At 67.2% G+C, this 17,832-nt stretch carries 15 protein-coding genes; 7 read left to right on the forward strand and 8 right to left on the reverse strand.

What is annotated here, in order from left to right; all coding sequences use genetic code 11:
* Positions 1–335: 335 nt before the first annotated feature.
* The 7 genes from BLP83_RS19450 to acs all read right to left on the reverse strand — a co-directional run bounded on the left by BLP83_RS19450 (position 336) and on the right by acs (position 7,618).
* Entirely contained in the window at positions 336–689 is a 354-nt protein-coding gene (locus tag BLP83_RS19450; RefSeq protein WP_091246163.1) for a DUF6968 family protein, read from the reverse strand.
* A gap of 77 nt (positions 690–766) precedes the next feature.
* Entirely contained in the window at positions 767–1,195 is a 429-nt protein-coding gene (locus tag BLP83_RS17805) for a hypothetical protein (protein ID WP_091246166.1), read from the reverse strand.
* A gap of 73 nt (positions 1,196–1,268) precedes the next feature.
* A complete protein-coding gene (locus tag BLP83_RS18500) occupies positions 1,269–1,649 on the reverse strand; it encodes a hypothetical protein (RefSeq protein WP_143006778.1) in 381 nt (126 codons plus the stop codon).
* A gap of 326 nt (positions 1,650–1,975) precedes the next feature.
* Positions 1,976–4,009, reverse strand: a complete 2,034-nt coding sequence (locus tag BLP83_RS17810) for a S9 family peptidase (RefSeq protein WP_091246170.1) — start codon at positions 4,007–4,009, stop codon at positions 1,976–1,978.
* 115 nt (positions 4,010–4,124) lie between these two features.
* Positions 4,125–4,601: a Cys-tRNA(Pro) deacylase gene (gene ybaK / locus BLP83_RS17815; RefSeq protein WP_091246172.1), complete on the reverse strand. Its 477-nt coding sequence runs from the start codon at positions 4,599–4,601 to the stop codon at positions 4,125–4,127.
* A gap of 174 nt (positions 4,602–4,775) precedes the next feature.
* A complete protein-coding gene (locus BLP83_RS17820) occupies positions 4,776–5,447 on the reverse strand; it encodes a response regulator transcription factor (RefSeq protein ID WP_091246197.1) in 672 nt (223 codons plus the stop codon).
* A gap of 212 nt (positions 5,448–5,659) precedes the next feature.
* Positions 5,660–7,618, reverse strand: coding sequence for an acetate--CoA ligase (acs, locus tag BLP83_RS17825; RefSeq protein ID WP_091246174.1), 1,959 nt, complete (start codon positions 7,616–7,618; stop codon positions 5,660–5,662).
* A gap of 245 nt (positions 7,619–7,863) precedes the next feature.
* Here acs and BLP83_RS17830 point away from each other — a divergent pair, with 245 nt between their 5' ends.
* From BLP83_RS17830 to BLP83_RS17845, 4 genes are all read left to right on the forward strand, one after another.
* Entirely contained in the window at positions 7,864–9,186 is a 1,323-nt protein-coding gene (locus BLP83_RS17830) for a DcaP family trimeric outer membrane transporter (RefSeq protein WP_091246176.1), read from the forward strand.
* Between the two features lie 63 nt (positions 9,187–9,249).
* Positions 9,250–9,510, forward strand: a complete 261-nt coding sequence (locus tag BLP83_RS17835; protein ID WP_091246178.1) for a DUF4212 domain-containing protein — start codon at positions 9,250–9,252, stop codon at positions 9,508–9,510.
* Between the two features lie 12 nt (positions 9,511–9,522).
* Positions 9,523–11,295 (forward strand): sodium:solute symporter family protein, encoded by a 1,773-nt coding sequence (locus BLP83_RS17840; RefSeq protein WP_091246181.1) that lies wholly within the window; start codon positions 9,523–9,525, stop codon positions 11,293–11,295.
* 152 nt (positions 11,296–11,447) lie between these two features.
* A complete protein-coding gene (locus BLP83_RS17845) occupies positions 11,448–11,978 on the forward strand; it encodes a hypothetical protein (protein WP_091246184.1) in 531 nt (176 codons plus the stop codon).
* Between the two features lie 222 nt (positions 11,979–12,200).
* On the opposite strand, the gene BLP83_RS17850 is transcribed toward BLP83_RS17845, so the two are convergent.
* Positions 12,201–12,479, reverse strand: a complete 279-nt coding sequence (locus BLP83_RS17850; RefSeq protein WP_091246187.1) for a hypothetical protein — start codon at positions 12,477–12,479, stop codon at positions 12,201–12,203.
* A 224-nt stretch (positions 12,480–12,703) separates the two neighbouring features.
* Between BLP83_RS17850 and BLP83_RS17855 the strand changes: the two genes are divergently transcribed.
* From BLP83_RS17855 to BLP83_RS17865, 3 genes are all read left to right on the forward strand, one after another.
* Positions 12,704–15,670: a WD40/YVTN/BNR-like repeat-containing protein gene (locus tag BLP83_RS17855; protein WP_143006779.1), complete on the forward strand. Its 2,967-nt coding sequence runs from the start codon at positions 12,704–12,706 to the stop codon at positions 15,668–15,670.
* Positions 15,671–15,733: 63 nt separating this feature from the next.
* Entirely contained in the window at positions 15,734–16,351 is a 618-nt protein-coding gene (locus tag BLP83_RS17860; protein WP_143006780.1) for a hypothetical protein, read from the forward strand.
* Between the two features lie 193 nt (positions 16,352–16,544).
* Positions 16,545–17,384: an alpha/beta fold hydrolase gene (locus BLP83_RS17865; RefSeq protein WP_091246195.1), complete on the forward strand. Its 840-nt coding sequence runs from the start codon at positions 16,545–16,547 to the stop codon at positions 17,382–17,384.
* Positions 17,385–17,832: the final 448 nt, after the last annotated feature.

Consider the following 17,832-nt stretch of genomic DNA (forward strand, 5'->3'; position numbering starts at 1 on the left):
GTGGCCTCTCCCCGCAGGTCCGGTTGAGCACATAGTTAGGCGCCAGATGCCCCGCGGTGTAACAGAGCTTTGTAGTGACGAAGGCCTTCGAGCAAAACGTGATCCTCGACGTAGAACAATTCGGGGCAGGGTTCTTTGGGTTGGGAGGCAATGACCAGAAGCTGCCCAAGACGAAGATCGGGGTTAGAGCGCCAGATTGCGCCAAGCTCACCAAGTATCGGGTCAATTCGCGCTGGATAGCTCATATGGCACCTAACGCCGCGTGAAGCGGCCGCGGGCCGATGATATATCAGGAAACATCGAACTCTCTCCCCGCGGCCCGCTTGAACGCATAGTTAGATGGCACCTGCGCCGGGACTAGCGCTGGTGCTCCTGGGCTGCATGCCACTATCTTCCAGAACAGAAGTGAACGGCTCATCGAACTGAAAGAGTGTTCCGCCACGCATCTTGGCCCCATGGGACAGCTCCACATCTAGGGTAACCATTGCCAGCTGGAGAGCCTGCATGCTATCGCCCCCGTGGATCTGATGAGTGCGGGCTTCTCCGCCAAAAACCGTGACGCAAGCGCAGGTCCACTCCTCTGCTCCAACCTCAGTAGGCCGGCCGAGCGCAGCGACGACGGCCATGCTGCCCTTTGGTGTCCGGAGCTCGAGATGTCTTTCCGCAATCGTGTCCACGAGGAGTGCCACCTAACGTTTGACATGAGCGGTGGCCGACCGGCGCAGCCGGTCGGACATCCGCTCGATGGAATGGTTAGGTTTCATTCTCACCGCAGCACGTCTCGGATGTTCTCAAGGCCTTCGAAGTTGACAGACGGCCAATCGTGTTCATCGGGGCAAAAGGACTGGAAGTAGCGAAGCGCTCGCCAAACCGGCAGCAGAACCTCTTCCTTGCTTGCCACGACTAGCGCGACCTCTGACTGTGAACTCTCTCTGGACGCAGAAGCGAAGGAGCACTGAAACTGAACTTGGGACTGCAGCGGGGAAAACTTGAAGTAGTACCCGTCTGGCTCAAGATGCCACCAGACCGTTGCCTCCAACCCTTTTGCACTGAGCGCCAGCGCATCAACAAGTTGCTGCAGAGGGTTGTTGGGAACGTCGGACGCAACGAACTCGATCGATTTGCCGCCGATCGACAGATGAACCTCTACCCACCCGTGCTTCGGTTGCCCAAACGTGAGGCGCACAAGTGCCATTGCCAATGAAACCTAACGTTCGACATGAGCGGCATGACCCGGCTTGCCGGGGCATGTCCGCTCGATGGAGGGGTTAGGCACCGGCGCCGAAGACACGCTCGTAGACCTGATTTTGGTACTCATCGTGAAGGCACTCCAACTCCGGCGCGTTTAGTTGCTGACGGGATCCGTCATGCACTGCAAATACTTCAAATTTAGTAGACGGATCGAGCATGCGCGATCCATCAAGCACGCACAAAGTGCCAAACAGTGTTGAATGAACAGCCAATTCAAGAACTTCCCGAACGCGCGTCTGATCTGCCGAGGGTAGACCTTGGTACCACTCACTCAGCTCAGCGAGTCGACGCGGCGGACGACGGCCGCTCGGTCCAGCGTGAAGCATTTCCAATGTGTCTGACACGCTCGCTTCATGGACGATCTCGACCAATCCGGCGACGAAGCTCTCAGGGGTCATCGAGGTGCCTAACTCAATGTAGACGTCAAATTGACGCCTAATCTGGTCGTATAACTCGGGCGCCAAGCCGCCCGAACCCAAAAAACACCAACAATTTCAGCGCTCTGCGTTCTGCCCGCGCGATAATCTGCCGTTCAAACACGTCATCGCGTTCGCGCCGCGTCCGAAGCGCTTGTGGGACGTTAGCCCACCCCATCGCTGGACTCAATCGCGGGTCGCGTCTGAGCGCAGACGTCCCGCACGGCGTCCGTCCGCGGTTCGAGACTTCCGATGAAATCAGAAACCCCGCCGACCGACCAAAGCCAGCCGGCGGGGCCAATCCAGCCCTACTCCCCCAAGCCCCCATGCTCTTCAAACCAGCGCTTCACCTGCTGGTACCAGAACACCGAGTTCTGCGGCTTCAAGATCCAGTGGTTCTCGTTGGGGTAGTACACGTAGCGCGTCGGCACGCCTTTCATCAGCAGCGTCTGATACAGCTCCTGGCCGTGGTTCACCGGCACGCGCAGATCGGTCTGGCCGTGCACCACGAGCGTCGGCGTCTTGAAGTTGGCGGCGTGGTAGTGCGGTGAGGTCTTCTCGATCATCTCGCGGTTGGCCTCTTCCCAGAAGCCGCCGAAGCGCGGCATCTCAACGGCGAAGTCGGCGGCGTACTGGGTGTAGAGGTTGTAGACCGCGGCGTGTGCCACCAGGGCGCGGAAGGGGTGTTCGCGGCCCAGGATCAGGCTGGTCAGGTAGCCGCCGTAGCTGCCGCCGCCGGCGACCATGCGCTCTGCGTCGATCCACGGCTGCTGGGCGAACCACTGGGCGGCCTTGATCACGTCCTCGTAGGGCTTGTCGGCCCAGTTGGGGTTGATCGAGTCGGCGAATTCCTGGCCGAAGCCCGAGCTGCCGTGGAAGTTCGGCCAGGCGGTGACATAGCCCCAGCTGCTGAACACCTGGGCGTTCCAGCGGAAGGCCATGCCGTTGGTGATGGCGTTGTGCGGGCCGCCGTGGATCAGCATGAAGAAGGGGTATTTCTTCGTCTTGTCGAAGCCCGGCGGGTAGTTCACCCACATCTGGATCTCGGCACCGTTGGCGCCGGTGTAGGTGATCGACTCGTAGGTGCCGAAGTCGGTGGCGGCCAGCAGGGCGTCGTTGATTGTCGAGAGCTTGGTGGTGCCGCCGCGGCGCGGGTCTATCGAGACCAGGGTTGGCGGTTCGATAAAGGTCTGGCGCAGGCCGATCAAACGGCCCGACGTGGACAGGGCCAGCGCGCCGACAGATTCCACGCCCGTCAGCGCGCGCGGTGCGCCGTTCAGCGGCAGCTCGTAGACGCGCTCGGTGCCGGCGTCGTCGATCGAGGCGTAGAGGCGCTTGCTGTTGTCGGCCCACAGCGCGCCGCTGATGCTGCGGTCGAAGTCCGGGTACAGCTCGCGGGTGTCACCGCTGCGGCGCTCGCGCAGCATCAGGCGCATGCGGTCGGCGTAGAAGCCTTTGATGCGCTGCTGGCTGTAACTGAGATAACGGCCGTCGGGGCTGTAGGCCGGGCTGCCGTCGTTGGCCGGGTTGTCGGCGGTGTGGTTGGTGGCGGCCTCGCTGCCCAAGGCCACGGTGAACACGTCGAGGTTGCTGCGGTTCGGCGCGGGGTCGGAATCGGCCACGAAGGCCAGCTCGGCGCCATCCGGCGACAGCGCGAACAGGCCGTCGGTGCCCATTACTGACGCGCGCGGCAGGCTCAGGCCGGTCGGCTGCGTGAGCGCCTGCACTTCACCGCCGGCGGCAGGCACGGCGAAGACGTGGAACTCGCGTTCGTCGAGGTACTGGTCCCAGGCGGTGACCGAGCCCTCGAACACGCGCGCGGTCATCTTGCTGTTGGCGCGCTCGTCCAGGCGCTTGCCCTGCTCGGCCAGCGGCAGGTCGGTGAACACGCGCGAGACGAAGGCCAGCTTCGATCCGTCGCCGATCCACTTCGGGCTCTGCACGCCGGTGGCCAGCGTGGTCAGGCGCGTGGCCTCACCGCCGTCGATCGGCATCACGTAGAGCTGCGGGGCCTTGTCGTCTTCGCGCTGGGCGACAAAGGCGATGTGCCTGCCATCGGGGCTGAACACCGGCGCGTTCTCGCCGCTGGTGTGGGTGGTGAAGCGGCGTTCGCCGCTGCCGTCGGCGTTCCAGAGCCACAGGTCGGTGTAGCCGCGGTCCTCGGCCATCACGAAGCGCGTCACCGGCGCGACGATGCGGCTGCCGTCGGGCGAGATGGTCGGCGTGCCGAGGCGCTGGATCTCCCAGCTGCGCTCGATGGTGAAAGGCTGCTTGGTCGCCGTGTCCGCGAGCGCGGGCAGGGCGGCGGCCAGCAGGCCAAGGCAGGTCAGGTGTCGAAGCATCACGGGCGCTCCAGCGGGTGGAAAGCCCCGATGCTGGTCGGCGCCATGGCGCCGATCAAGTGCCGTCCGCCGTTATGGCTGGCGGGTTTCGTCGAGGGGCGCGTGAGCGATGTGTTTAGGCCGCCACGATCTCCGCCACCTTCGCGCCCAGCACCTGCGCGAACACGCGCGGCTCGAGCTCGAGCTGCAGGCCGCGCTGGCCGCCGTTGCAGTAGACCGTGGCGTGGTCCAGCGCGGAGTGCTCCAGCACCACGGGTACGCGCTTCTTCTGGCCGAAGGGGCTGATGCCGCCGACGTGATAGCCGGTGATGCGCTCGGCGGTGGGCACCGGCAGCATCGCGGCGTGCTTGCCGCCCAGGGCTGCGGCAAGTTTCTTCAGGCTGAGCTCGTGGTCGACCGGCAGGATCGCGCAGGCGGGTTTGCCGTCGAGCTCGACCATCAGCGTCTTCAGCATGCGCGCGGGGTCGATGCCCAGCGCCGCGGCGGCCTGCAGGCCGATGTTGGCGGCCTCGGGGTCGTAGTCGTAGGTGTGCCGGCGATACGCGATCTTCGCGGCATCGAGCATGCGGGTGGCGGGGGTGGCACGGCTCATCGTGGGGTTCCGATCGAGGCGGCGGATGTGCCGTCGCGCGGTGGGGCGAAGTGCGGTGCGGCGAAGCTGACGGTGGGCCAGGGCCCGCCCGATGACTTGCGAGGCTGCGGCCGGGGGGCTTCTGGTGGGCCAAGGCCCGCCCTATGACGTCTGAGGGGGCGCCGCCGGATGCGCTTACTCGTCGTCGTCCGCCGGCACCGCGGTGGCGCGACCGTCGACGGTGAGCTTGCCGGCCAGCAGCACGGCCTGGGTGCGCGAGTGCGCGCCAAGCTTGCGCAGGATCGCGGTCATATGGGCCTTGATGGTGGCCTCGCTGACGTTCAATTCGTAGGCGATCTGCTTGTTGAGCAGGCCGTTGCACACCATCGTCAGCACGCGGTACTGCTGCGGCGTCAGTTCGGCGATGCGTGCGGCCAGGGCTTCTTCTTCGGGGTCGAGCGAGACGGCCGAGCCGCCGATGCCGGGCGGCAGCCAGGTGTCACCGTCGAGCACGGCGTGGATGGCGCGGCCGATCTGTTCGACATCCGCCGACTTCGGAATGAAGCCCGAGGCACCGTGGCCGAGCGCGCGGCGCATGAGCGCGGGATCTTCGCGCGCTGAAACAATCAGAATCGGCAGGGTCGGAAACGCCGCGCGCAGATGCACCAGGGCCGAGAAGCCGTGCGCGCCGGGCATGTTGAGATCGAGCAGCAGCAGCTCGGCACGCGGGTGGCGCGCGGCCAGCTCGCTCAGGCTGTCGACCGAATCGGCTTCGAGCAGGCGGGCATCGGGAAGGATCTGCGCGACCGTACGGCGCAGGGCGTCGCGGAACAGCGGATGGTCGTCGGCAATCAGGATGTCGCGCATGTCTTCGCTGGCAGCGTGCGCCGGGTCGGCGCCGGCCCAAGCCTGCCCGAGGCGATCGGATTCGTCCATGCTGCCGCCCTCACAGCCGGGTTTGGCCATGGCGGTGTCCTCCTGCGTGGGGTCGGGCGTGCCGCCCGGCCCGCGACAACTTCGGTGTGCGCCCGAGGCGCGACGCCCTGGCCGCTCCGCGCGGGAGCGGCCAGGGTCTTCGATTACTTGAGGAAGCGCTCGCGCACCAGGTTCTCGACCACGCTGGGGTCGGCCAGGGTCGAGGTGTCGCCCAATTGGTCCGGCTGGTTCTCGGCGATCTTGCGCAGGATGCGGCGCATGATCTTGCCCGAGCGGGTCTTCGGCAGGCCCGGCGCCCACTGGATGAAGTCCGGTGTGGCGATCGGGCCGATCTCCTTGCGCACCCACTGGGCCAGCTCCTTGCGCAGCTCCTCGCTGGGCTGCTCGCCGGCGTTCAAGGTGACGTAGGCGTAGATGCCCTGGCCCTTGATGTCGTGCGGGCAGCCCACCACCGCGGCCTCCGCGACCTTGGGATGCGCGACCAGCGCGCTCTCCACCTCGGCCGTGCCCATGCGGTGGCCGGAGACATTGATGACGTCGTCGACGCGGCCGGTGATCCAGTAGTAGCCGTCGGCATCGCGGCGCGCGCCGTCGCCGGTGAAGTAGGTGCCGGGGAAGGTCTTGAAGTAGGTGTCGATGAAGCGCTGGTGGTCGCCGTAGACCGTGCGCATCTGGCCGGGCCAGGAATCGAGCAGCACCAGGTTGCCCTCGGTGGCGCCCTCCAGCACCTTGCCTTCGCCGTCAACGATCGCCGGGCGCACGCCGAAGAAGGGCAGGGTGGCCGAGCCGGGCTTCTGCGGGATCGCCCCGGGCAGCGGGGTGATCAGGATGCCGCCGGTCTCGGTCTGCCACCAGGTGTCGACGATCGGGCAGCGGCTGTCGCCGACCACGCGGTAGTACCACTCCCAGGCCTCCGGGTTGATCGGTTCACCGACCGAACCGAGCAGGCGCAGGCTGGCGCGCGAGCTGCGCTTGACCGGCTCCTCGCCCTCGCGCATCAGCGCGCGGATGGCGGTCGGTGCGGTGTAGAACAGGGTGACCTTGTGCTTGTCGCAGACGTCCCAGAAGCGGCTGACGCTCGGGTAGTTGGGCACGCCCTCGAACATCAGGCTGGTGGCGCCATTGGCCAGCGGACCGTAGACGACATAGCTGTGGCCGGTCACCCAGCCGACGTCGGCGGTGCACCAGAACACGTCGTCCTCGCGCACGTCGAAGATCGCTTCATGGGTCAGGCTGGCGTACAGCAGGTAGCCGCCGGTGGTGTGCAGCACGCCCTTCGGTTTGCCGGTGCTGCCCGAGGTGTAGAGGATGAACAGCGGGTCTTCCGCATTCATGCGCTCGGGCTCGCAGGTGGCGGGCTGGCCCTCGACCAGCACGTCGTACCAGCGGTCGCGCGGGCTCTGCATGTCGATGGCACCGCCGGTGCGGCGGACCACGATCACGGTCTCGACGCAGTTCGTCTCGGGGTTCTTGAGCGCCGCATCGACATTGGCCTTGAGCGGCACGTGCTTGCCGCCGCGCATGCTCTCGTCCGAGGTGATGACGATCTTGCTGCCGCAGTCGGCGATGCGCCCGGCCAGGGCATCCGGCGAGAAGCCGCCAAACACGATGGAGTGCACCGCGCCGATGCGCGCGCAGGCCAGCATGGCGACGGCCGCTTCCGGAATCATCGGCAGGTAGAGGGTGACGCGATCGCCGCGCTTCACGCCCAGGTTGCGCAGCGCGTTGGCGAGCTTGCAGACCCGCGCATGCAGGTCGCGGTAGCTGACGTGGGCCGATTCCTCGGGGCTGTCGCCCTCCCACAGGATCGCGGTCTTGTCGCCGCGCGTGGCGAGGTGGCGGTCCAGGCAGTTGACGCTGACGTTGAGCTCGCCGTCCTCGAACCAGCGGATGTGCAGGTCCTCGGCCTTGTAGCTGACGTCCTTGATCTTTGTCGGCTTCTTGAACCAGTCGAGACGCTCGGCCATGCGGCCCCAGAAGCCGACGTTGTCCTCGACCGACTCGCGGTAGAGGCGTTCGTAGTCCTCGCGGCGGTAGCGGGCTTTGGCGGCGAACTCGGCGGAGGCGGCGTAGATGGGGCCGCTGCTGGCTTCACTGGACATGGGCTTCCTCCCTGGGCTGAGCCATCGTGCGGGGGCGTCTTGGGCGACGTCGGATGCGTCGCGCCCCCGATTGTTTGCGCCCGAGTCTAGTCCCGCTTCAGGGGGCTGCGGCGCGCGCGTCGACCATGGTCGAAGCCCCGCCACCTCGGTCGCAGCCGCTCAGCTGGCGTTTAGACCATCGTGGAATGGAATGCTGCACTGCGGCGCACCCATGCTCGGCTCGCATCCTTGGGAGGGAGTGCCCTATGTTCACGCAGAAAACGTTCAAAAAGGGGCCGCTGGCCCTGGCAATCGCCAGCCTGCTGGTGGTGGGACCCGCGTTCGCCCAAACCGAACGCGAAGCGCAGCTCGAAGCCCGCATCGCCGAGCTCGAGCGCATGGTCGGGGAGCTGGTCAAGCAGCAGGCGGCCGCACCCGCGGCAGCCCCGGCCGCACCGGCGCTGCCGGCCGGCACGCAGCCGGTGCAGGCCACAAGCGTGGTTCCGGGTGCCAACCCCGGCACCCGTTTCGGCTTCGGTGGCTTCATCAAGGCCAACAGCGCCTGGACCGACTACAGCGACGGCAACCCGGCAGCGGGCAGCGTGGGTCGCGACTTCTACCTGCCGGGTGCCATCCCGGTCGGCGGCGTGGGCGAGTCGGCGGTGTTCGATTCGCATGCCAAGCAGTCGCGCTTCTGGTTCACCACCGACACCGTGCTCGAGAACGGCAGCAAGCTCGGCTCGCGTTTCGAGCTGGATTTCGCTGTGCCGGTGGGCGGCGACGAGCGCAACACCAACACCTACAACCCGGTGCTGCGTCGCGCCTTCCTGACCTATGACAACTGGCTGTTCGGCCAGGAGTGGTCGAACTTCATGGAGCTGGGCGCCCTGCCCGAGACCACCGACTTCGTCGGCCCGACCGAGGGCATGGTTTTCGTGCGCCAGCCGCAGATCCGCTACACCAGCGGGGCATGGTCGGTGTCGATCGAGAACCCGGAATCGACTCTGACGCCCTTCGGTGGCGGCGCGCGCATCGTCACCGACGACAACACCGTGCCGGACTTCACCGCCCGTTACGCCAACCGTGGCACCTGGGGCTTCGTCTCGGTCGCCGGCCTGCTGCGGCAGCTGCGCAGCGACAACGGCGTCCGCTCGACCACTGACACCGGCTTCGGCGTCAGCGTGTCCAGCAAGATCATGTTCGGCAACAACGACCTCCGCCTGATGGCGACCGCCGGTTCGGGCATCGGGCGCTACGTCGGCCTCAACTTCTTCGAGGATGGCGTGCTCGAAGCCAGTGGCGATATCGACAGCCTCGACGTCATCGCCGCCTATGCCGCCTGGCGTCAGGTGTGGAGCGGCAGCTGGCGCTCCAACTTCGTGCTCGGCTACGCCTCGGCCGACAACGACCGCGCGCTCACCGGTCTGAATGCGAATGCCGAGGCCAGCAGTGCCCGTGTCAACCTGTTCTGGACCCCGGCGCCGAAGCTCGATGTCGGCATCGAACTCTCCACCGCCAAGCGTGAGCTCGAGCGCGGCACCAGCGGCACCATGAATCGCGTCGACTTCATGGCCCGCTACTCGTTCTAAGACCTCAGGGAGCCCGCCGCGCAGACTGCGCGGCGGGCAACAACGGAATCCAGGGAGACACCCATGTCAGGCAACAAGTCACCCGCCGAGTACTGGAAGGCCAATGTGCGGATCATCACGATCTGCATGGGCCTTTGGGCCCTCGTGTCCTTCGGCTTCGGCATCGTGCTGCGCCCGTTGATTTCGGGCATCAAGTTCGGCGGCACCGATCTCGGCTTCTGGTTCGCGCAGCAGGGCTCGATCCTGAGCTTCATCGCGCTGATCTTCTTCTACACCTGGTACATGAACCGACTCGACCGCGACTACGGCGTGGACGAGCAGTAAGGAGTACGACCCATGGACCAGTTCACCATCAATCTGCTCTTCGTCGGCGGCTCGTTCGCGCTCTACATCGCGATCGCGATCTGGGCCCGCGCCGGCTCCACCTCAGAGTTCTACACCGCCGGTGGCGGCGTCAGCCCCGTCGTGAACGGCATGGCCACTGCCGCCGACTGGATGTCCGCTGCCAGCTTCATCTCGATGGCAGGCCTGATCGCCTTCGTCGGCTATGGCAACTCGACCTACCTCATGGGCTGGACGGGCGGCTACGTGCTCTTGGCCCTGCTGCTGGCGCCCTACCTGAGAAAGTTCGGCCGCTTCACGGTGCCGGACTTCATCGGTGACCGCTTCTACAGCCGCAGGGCGCGTCTGGTGGCGGTGGCCAGCTTGCTGATCATGTCGATCACCTACGTCATCGGTCAGATGACGGGTGCCGGCGTCGCCTTCTCTCGCTTCCTGGAAGTCGATACCGCCACGGGCCTGCTGATCGCGTCGGCCGTGGTCTTCGTGTATGCGGTGCTCGGCGGCATGAAGGGCATCACCTACACCCAGGTCGCCCAGTACGTCGTCCTGATCATCGCCTACACCATCCCGGCCGTGTTCATCTCGCTGCAGCTCACCGGCAATCCGATCCCGCAGCTGGGCCTGTTCTCCGAGCACTCCGCCAGCGGCACGCCGATCCTGGCCAAGCTGGACACCGTGCTGAAGGAGCTGGGCTTCAACGACTACACCGGCCACCACGGCTCGACCCTCAACATGGTGCTTTTCACCCTGTCGCTGATGGTCGGCACCGCCGGCCTGCCGCACGTGATCATCCGTTTCTTCACCGTGCCCAAGGTGTCGGACGCCCGCAAGTCGGCCGGCTGGGCCCTGGTCTTCATCGCCCTGCTCTACACCGTCGCACCGGCGGTGGGCTCGATGGCTCGCTTGAACATCATCGACACCATCTACCCGCAGGGCACTTCGGCCCCGGCTGTTGCCTTCGACGAGCGCCCGGACTGGATGCGCAACTGGGAGAAGACCGGCCTGCTCAAGTTCGAGGACAAGAACGGCGACGGCCGCATCCAGTACTACAACGAGGCCAGCGCCACCTTCAAGGAAGAAGCCGAGGCTCGCGGCTGGAAGGGCAACGAGATGGTGACCTTCAACCAGGACATCCTCGTGCTCGCCAACCCCGAAATCGCGCAGCTGCCGGGCTGGGTGCTGGGCCTGATCGCAGCCGGCGGCTTGGCGGCGGCGCTTTCGACGGCGGCAGGTCTGCTGCTGGCGATCTCGTCGGCGATCAGCCACGACCTGGTCAAGTCGACCTTCAAGCCCGACATCACGGAGAAGGGTGAGTTGCTCTGGGCGCGTGGGTCGATGGCCGTGGCGATCGTGGTTGCCACCTGGCTCGGCATGAATCCGCCCGGCTTCGCTGCTCAGGTGGTGGCCCTGGCCTTCGGCCTGGCGGCGTCCTCGCTGTTCCCGGCGATCATGATGGGCATCTTCTCGAAGACGATGAACTCGGCCGGTGCCATCACGGGCATGCTGGTGGGCCTGGGCTCGACCGTGCTGTACATCTTCACCTACCTCGGCTGGTTCTTCATCCCGGGCACCAACATGCTCGAGAACGTGCCGGCCAACTGGCTGTTCGGCATCTCGCCGCTGTCTTTCGGCGCGGTCGGTGCCCTGCTCAACTTCATCGCGGCCTTCGTGGTGATGAAGATGACCCAGCCGGCGCCTGCCCACATCCAGGAGCTGGTGGAAAGCATCCGCATTCCCCGCGGTGCCGGTGCGGCCACGCACCACTGAGCCGGCCCGAAGACCGGTGTAATGCAGCGGCCCGTCCCCTCGCGGGGGCGGGCCGCTGCATTTTCGGCTTCGCTGTCTCGATGCATGCGCTTGCAGATGCTGCGGGCGCGCCCTATTGATGCGCTTCCGCCGCCCTTGTCCAGGACCCTTGCATGCTGTTTGAACTGATCGCCGTCATCGCCTCGGGCTTCTGCCTGGCCGGCCTGGCCCTCACCCTGCGCTGGCTGCTGCGCGGCCGCTTGCCGACCTGGCTGGTGCCTGCGGCGGCGGGGCTGGGCATGCTGTCGTATTCGGTATGGTCGGAGTACAGCTGGCTGGAACGGGCGCGCTCCACGCTGCCGGTGACGGCAGAGGTGGTCTCGACCAACGAGGTGCGGGCCTGGTACCGGCCGTGGACCTATGTGGTGCCGCAGGTCAACCGGCTGATCGCGATCGATCGCGCCGAGCTGAAGCGCAATCCGGCGCAGCCGGGCAAGGTCCTGGCTGGGGTGCTGCTGATGGGGCGCTGGGAGCCGACCCGCAAGATCGGTGTGATGTTCGACTGCGTCGAAGCCAAGCGGGCCGATCTGCTGGATGGCGTGCAGTTCGATGATTCCGGCGCCTTGCAGGGCGCGCACTGGATCGATCTGGCGGCCGGCGATCCCCTGCTGGCAGTTGCTTGCCGCGAGGACAGCGCCGGCTGAGCGAAGCGCCTGCGCAGCGAAGTTGGTGGCTCAGGGCCGCGCTGGACAACTCAGAGGGTGTGAAAAAACCCAGACGCCGTAGCGAGGGCGTCTCTGGCCGCCACGGGCGGCCAGAGGCGGCCGCAGTAGGCGGATGGTCTTTTCACGTGCTCTCAGCGTGGCCGCGCGCCGTGCAGGGCGCTGCAACGGATCAAGGCCAGGCGGGGCCTGGCCTGTGTTGCCTCAGGCCGAGGGCGAGTCCTGGGCGGCAGCCGCTTCCTGGGCACGGCGGCGGGCTTCGGCTTCGGCGCGCAGGCGCGCCACTTCGACCGGATCGATGATCGCGCCGCCGCTTTGCGAGTTGCTCTCGATGCGCGCCTGCACCAGCAGCAGGGTGCCCCAGACCATCGCCACCAGCGCGATCGCGAGCAGGGGGAAGGCGACTGCGACGGTCTGGCTCTTCAGCACGACGGCGAAGCAGACCAGCGAAAGCCCGTACAGGGCCCAGGGTTTCCATGCCATGGCGAGACTCCGGCGCGCCGGGCGGCGCGGGTTCTGGATAGTGGTCGGGCGGCAGCGCCCAGCGCGGAAGTGTAGTGCGCCAGGGCGGAGCTTGCCGGGCCGCCCATCGGCTGTCTGCGGCTTCTGCCCCCTGCGTGTCGTTTTTCGACACCGGATTTCGTACTTGCGAAGGACGGATGCGCGCCGCGCGCGTTCGCCCTTTCCTGCCCATCCGGAGCCTCGCCATGCACGCGTCTTCCCTGCGCCGACTCTTCAGCCTGCTGGCGATCAGCCTGGCCGCGCCCTGCGCCGCGGGGCCCGGCGTTTGGACCGGCAGCGGCCCGGACGGGGGCTCGATCTACGACCTTGAGATCCATCCGAGCAGTCCGGCGCTGCTCTACGCGTCCACGCGCGGCGGCATCTATCGCAGCGTCGACGGTGCCAGCACCTGGCAGCGTATCGAAAACGGTTTCGGTGCCGGCAGCCTCACCGACGTCAAGCTCACCCTGGACCGCGATGCGCCGGACCGGCTGTGGGCGGTCAACTACGGCGGGCGGCTGTTCCGCAGCAGTGACGGTGGCGACAACTGGACCCCCACCGGCTGGTCCGGCAGCACCGCGGTCGAAGCGATCGCGGATGTGCCCGGCGCCAGTGGGCAGCTCTACCTCATGCAGCGCGATGGCCTCCTTCTGCGCAGCGCGGACAATGGATCAAGCTTCGCGCCCCTGCCGCTGGCCCTTGCCGCGCAGCCTTTGTCGGAGGCGCGACTGTTCACCGATCCGGCGCGTCCGCTGGAGCTGGTGGTCGCGGTGGCTTACCAAAGCGGCATTGGCGATCCCGCCGCCCGGGTGGCCCTGCACCGCAGCGTCGATGGCGGCGCGAGCTTTGCGCCCCTGCTGACCCTGCCAGTCGATCCCGCCAACTTCGGCGTCGACTTCAGCCGCGGCCCCGGCAGCCGCCTGTATGCCGCGGCCAATGGCCAGCTCTGGCGCAGCGATGACGGCGGCGCGAGCTGGGTGGCCACCGCGCTGGCAGCAGAGCGCGTGCGTGCCCATCCCACCGTCGCCGACACCGTCTGGCTGGGCCAAACGCTGCAGGACGGCAGCGGCAACCTCCGGCGCAGCACCGATGGCGGGGTCTCGGCGGTCGACATCACCGCGGGACTGTCACCCAACCCCGGCTATGCCTCGACCGCGGCGGTAGCGGAGATCGTGCTGCATCCGCAGTACCCGACCGTGCCGCGTCTGTTCGTGGCTGCTATCGACGGCGGGCTCTACGTCTCCGACAACGACGGCTTGAGCTTCAGCACCGCCCAGCAGGGCTTGGCCGGGGTCAATGTGCGCGCACTCGCCGTGCTGCCGAACCCGGCCTTCTCCGGCACCGGCAATCGGCGGATCTACGCCGGCTACGGTGATGCCTTCAGCGCCGCCCTGCCGCTGCACTGGAGCGTCAACAGCGGTGCGAGCTGGTCGGGTCGCAGTTCGGGTCTGCGCGGTCTGCAGGTGCGCAGCCTGGCGATGGATCCGACCACGGTCGGCAACACTGCCGGTGCGCTGGCCTCGACCGTGATCTATGCCGGCGGGCGCTCGGCGCAAACCCCAAGCCTGCGCAATGCCGGTCTCTACAAGAGCACCGACGGCGGCAACAGCTGGGCCAGCATCGAAGCCGGCCTGCCCACGTCGGGCACTCCGGCCACGAGCTTCCTTGGCACCGTCCGCCAGATCACCCTGGACCCGCGCTCCTGCGCCAGTCCGCCCGTGAGTGGCGCCTGCACCAGCGGTCCCCTGCAGACCCTGTATGCCACCAGCAACGGTTTCATGGTCTCGGTGGTGGGCGTCGATGGCGTGCGCCGGCAGCAGCTCAGTCATCGCGTCATCAAGTCGAGCAATGCCGGCGGGCTGTGGGCGAATGCCGAGGCCGGCCTGCCCCTGCAGTACGGGCCGGTGCAGGGCACGCCGCCCAATCAGTTCCAGAACCTGAGCAGCATCGCGGTTCCGGTGCCCCTGGTGCTGAACCCCCAGAACCCGCAGATTGGCTACGTCGGCACCTTCCTCAACACCAGCGACGACTTGTCGGTGACGCCGCCGACGATTGCCAGCGGCGTGTTCAAGACGGTCGACGGCGGCGCGACCTGGACGCATTCGAGCGCGGGCCTGCCGACCTACCCGGGTAGCAGCGTCGCCGCTTTCGATGTGCTGGCGCTGGCGATCCACCCGAGCAATCCGGACATCCTGTGGGCGACGGCGGTCAACCTTCGCGATGACGTCAATCCGCGCCAGGGCTTCGTCTACAAGACCACCAACGGCGGCCTGAGCTGGAGCAGCAGCTCGACGGGCCTCAGTACCGATGTCGACATCCGCGCGCTGATTGTCGATGCCGGCAATCCGGATGTGCTCTACGCCGCAGGCGCGGGCTCGCTGGCCAACCCCGGCTCGGTCTTCAAGAGCGAGGACGGCGGTGCCAGCTGGCGTTCGCTGAGCATCGGCCTGCCGGCCGATTCGGTGCTCGCCCTGCACATCGATCCCTTCAATCCGACCCTGCTGTATGCCGGCACCAATGCCGCGGTCTGGCAGATCGAGCAGGTGCCCGATGCGGATGGCGACGGCGCGCCGGACCAGGTCGAAGGCAATGCTCCGAATGGCGGTGACGGCAACGGTGACGGCCAGGCCGATGCCCAGCAGTCCCAGGTGGGCTCGGCGATCGCCTTGCTGGCTGGGCGCGCAGGCGAAGACAAGCAGGCGCTGGTGGCAGGCTCGTTCACTGCCACTGTGGTGAGTGGCACCGGCGCCGGCTGCCAGCGATTGAATGACGTGCAGGGTGTGGTCGCCGCACGCAATGGCCGCGACTGGCTGCCGGGCGGCGAAGGCCTGGGCCGCTTCCACGCCTACCCGCAGGACCTGGTGCGCTTCGAGCTGCGCGAGTGCAGCGCGGCGGTGGTGGATATCCGCTTCCACGCGCCCGGGCTCGATTTCAGCGGTTCCGACTGGAGCTGGCGCATGTACGGCCCCTCCGAGCCGGGCAACGACGCGACCATGGGCTGGCACGACCTCTCAACGCGCGCCCAGCGAATCGATGCGCGCACCTGGCGGCTGAGTCTGGAGGCCAACGCCTTCGGCAGCTATCGCCCGAGCGACAGCGCCATCCTGTTCGTTGGCGGCCCCGCCTTCTTTGCCACCGGCGTGTTCGCCAATGGTTTCGAAGCCACGCCCTGAGCCTGTCGCGATCTGCCGCTCCGCTTCGTAGCACGCCCGTCCGCACCACGAGAGGAACGCGCCATGAAGAACGGAAAGCTGTTGGGGGGATGTCTTGCCGTGGCCCTGGTGCTGCTGGTGGCTGGCGGTGGAGCCTTGTACTGGATCGTGCTGCGCCCGCTGTGGCAGGGCGCCAGCGCCCTTGTCGACAGCGCCCAGCAATGGCAGCAGGTGGCGCAGCTTGAGCAGCAGGTGAGCAACCGCGAGCCCTTCCGTGCGCCGGCCGATGGCCGTCTGGACAGTGCCCGCGTGGCCGCTCTGGTCGCCGTTCAGCAGGCCCTGTCGGCGCGACTCGGCGATCGCTGGCAGGAGCTCGAGGCGAAGTACGCAGAGCTCAAGTCCGAACAGCAGCGCGATGGCCGCGAGCCCGGTGTGCAGGACATGTTCGTCGCCTATGCCGACATCGCGGCCCTGATCGTCGAAGCCAAGCGTGCGCAGGTCGAGGCCCTGAACGCGCAGGGCCTGTCGCTGGAGGAGTACCGCTGGATCCGCGCGCAAGCGTTCGCAGCGCTGGGGCTTGCGGCGCAGGACGCCACCCCGCCGGCGTTGGCTGGCAGCGAGATGGCGGCCAATGCCGAGCTGCTGCGCCCGCACCGCGAACTGCTGGCCAAGACCGCGGCGAGCGCCTGGTTGGGTTTCTGAGCGTTTATCCGGCGGGTCTCTGCCTGCAAGTTCGCGGCGGCGCGGGCGCGGGCAAGCCCGTGTCGGCGCCACGAAGTGCACCCTGGGCGGCGCCTCGTCGCCTGCGGCGGCCAGAGCACTGTCTTTCCACCCTTCCGCCGCGCACGCAGGCTGGTCCATACTGCGGCGTATTGCTGCTGGAACATGCCCCCGAATGCACAGCCAAACCTTTGCCGGCGCTGCCGGACTGCGCCTTGCCGCCAGCGTTGGCGGACCGCAGGAGGGCCAGCCGATCGTGCTGTTGCACGGCGGCGGCCAGACCCGCCACGCCTGGCGGCATGCCGCTGCCGATCTCGCCCGCGCCGGCCGCCGCGTCATCAGCCTCGACCTGCGCGGCCATGGCGACAGCGCCTGGTCGCCCGAGGCCGACTACAGCTTCGATGCCTTTGCCGCCGACCTGCGCGCCGTGCTGGCGACGCTGGACGAGCCGCCGGCCCTGGTGGGCGCCTCGCTGGGTGGGCTGACCTCGCTGCTGGTCGCCGGTGAAAACCCGCCCGTCGAGCTGCGCGCCCTGGTGCTGGTCGACGTGGTGCCGCGACTGGAGCGCGAGGGCGTCATGCAGATCGTGCGCTTCATGCTGGCCCATGCCGATGGCTTCGCCAGCCTCGATGAAGCCGCGGATGCCGTCGCCGCCTACCTGCCGCACCGCCCACGTCCTGAGAGCACCGCCGGGCTGCGCAAGAATCTGCGCGAGGGCGCCGATGGCCGCCTGCGCTGGCATTGGGATCCCAAGCTCCTGCTCGGCGAGAGGGTGCCTGACCCCGAGCCTGCGATCCCCCGCTTCGAAGCGGCTTGCCGGCGCGTTCGCGTGCCGACCCTGCTGGTGCGCGGTGCGCGCAGCGAGATGGTCACCGAGGCCGGCGTGCAGGACTTCCTGCGCCTGATCCCCGCCGCCGAGTTCGTCGACGTGCGCGAGGCCGGCCACATGGTCGCCGGCGACGACAATGATGCCTTTAATGCTGCGGTCGAAGGCTTCCTGGCGAGGCTGCCGTGACGGGATCCCGCGGCCTTCCGCGCCCTGCGATCGTCATGGGGTGGGCCCTGGCCCACCATGGACTCGACTCCTGCCTCGGTCATGCTTCATCGCTTCGTGTTTGGAAGCGAAGAGCAAGCGCTTTCGGTCGGCCCTTCGGCTGGCCGCGCCCTGCAATCGCCATAGGGTGGGCCCTGGCCCACCATGAGCTTCAACCTCGCCTCGGCGTTGTCGTGTCGCTCTGTCGTTTGAAGCGAAGAGCAAGCGCTTTCGGTCAGCCCTGCGGGCTGCCCGAGTTCCTCACTTTGCGTGGCCAAAGAAAAGGAACCAAAAGAAAGGCCACCCCTCGTCCGCGCCCTTCGCGCATCCGTGCGCGAAGGGTTCGCGTGAGTCGGTCGGGGTTTTCGGACAGGCCATCCCTGGCCTGTCGAAAACCTTGGCCGCATCCCTGCGGCCAACCCTGCGGGCG

Source organism: Aquimonas voraii (assembly GCF_900101825.1).
GTDB lineage: Bacteria > Pseudomonadota > Gammaproteobacteria > Xanthomonadales > Xanthomonadaceae > Aquimonas > Aquimonas voraii.

Coding starts and splice junctions, on each gene's coding strand:
- ybaK (WP_091246172.1), bottom strand. CDS start 4,601: ATGAGCCGTGCCACCCCCGCCACCCGCATGCTCGATGCCGCGAAGATC.
- BLP83_RS17805 (WP_091246166.1), bottom strand. CDS start 1,195: ATGGCACTTGTGCGCCTCACGTTTGGGCAACCGAAGCACGGGTGGGTA.
- acs (WP_091246174.1), bottom strand. CDS start 7,618: ATGTCCAGTGAAGCCAGCAGCGGCCCCATCTACGCCGCCTCCGCCGAG.
- BLP83_RS17855 (WP_143006779.1), top strand. CDS start 12,704: ATGCACGCGTCTTCCCTGCGCCGACTCTTCAGCCTGCTGGCGATCAGC.
- BLP83_RS17845 (WP_091246184.1), top strand. CDS start 11,448: ATGCTGTTTGAACTGATCGCCGTCATCGCCTCGGGCTTCTGCCTGGCC.
- BLP83_RS17810 (WP_091246170.1), bottom strand. CDS start 4,009: ATGCTTCGACACCTGACCTGCCTTGGCCTGCTGGCCGCCGCCCTGCCC.
- BLP83_RS17865 (WP_091246195.1), top strand. CDS start 16,545: ATGCACAGCCAAACCTTTGCCGGCGCTGCCGGACTGCGCCTTGCCGCC.
- BLP83_RS17835 (WP_091246178.1), top strand. CDS start 9,250: ATGTCAGGCAACAAGTCACCCGCCGAGTACTGGAAGGCCAATGTGCGG.
- BLP83_RS17840 (WP_091246181.1), top strand. CDS start 9,523: ATGGACCAGTTCACCATCAATCTGCTCTTCGTCGGCGGCTCGTTCGCG.
- BLP83_RS17830 (WP_091246176.1), top strand. CDS start 7,864: ATGTTCACGCAGAAAACGTTCAAAAAGGGGCCGCTGGCCCTGGCAATC.
- BLP83_RS17820 (WP_091246197.1), bottom strand. CDS start 5,447: ATGCGCGACATCCTGATTGCCGACGACCATCCGCTGTTCCGCGACGCC.
- BLP83_RS18500 (WP_143006778.1), bottom strand. CDS start 1,649: ATGACCCCTGAGAGCTTCGTCGCCGGATTGGTCGAGATCGTCCATGAA.
- BLP83_RS17850 (WP_091246187.1), bottom strand. CDS start 12,479: ATGGCATGGAAACCCTGGGCCCTGTACGGGCTTTCGCTGGTCTGCTTC.
- BLP83_RS17860 (WP_143006780.1), top strand. CDS start 15,734: ATGAAGAACGGAAAGCTGTTGGGGGGATGTCTTGCCGTGGCCCTGGTG.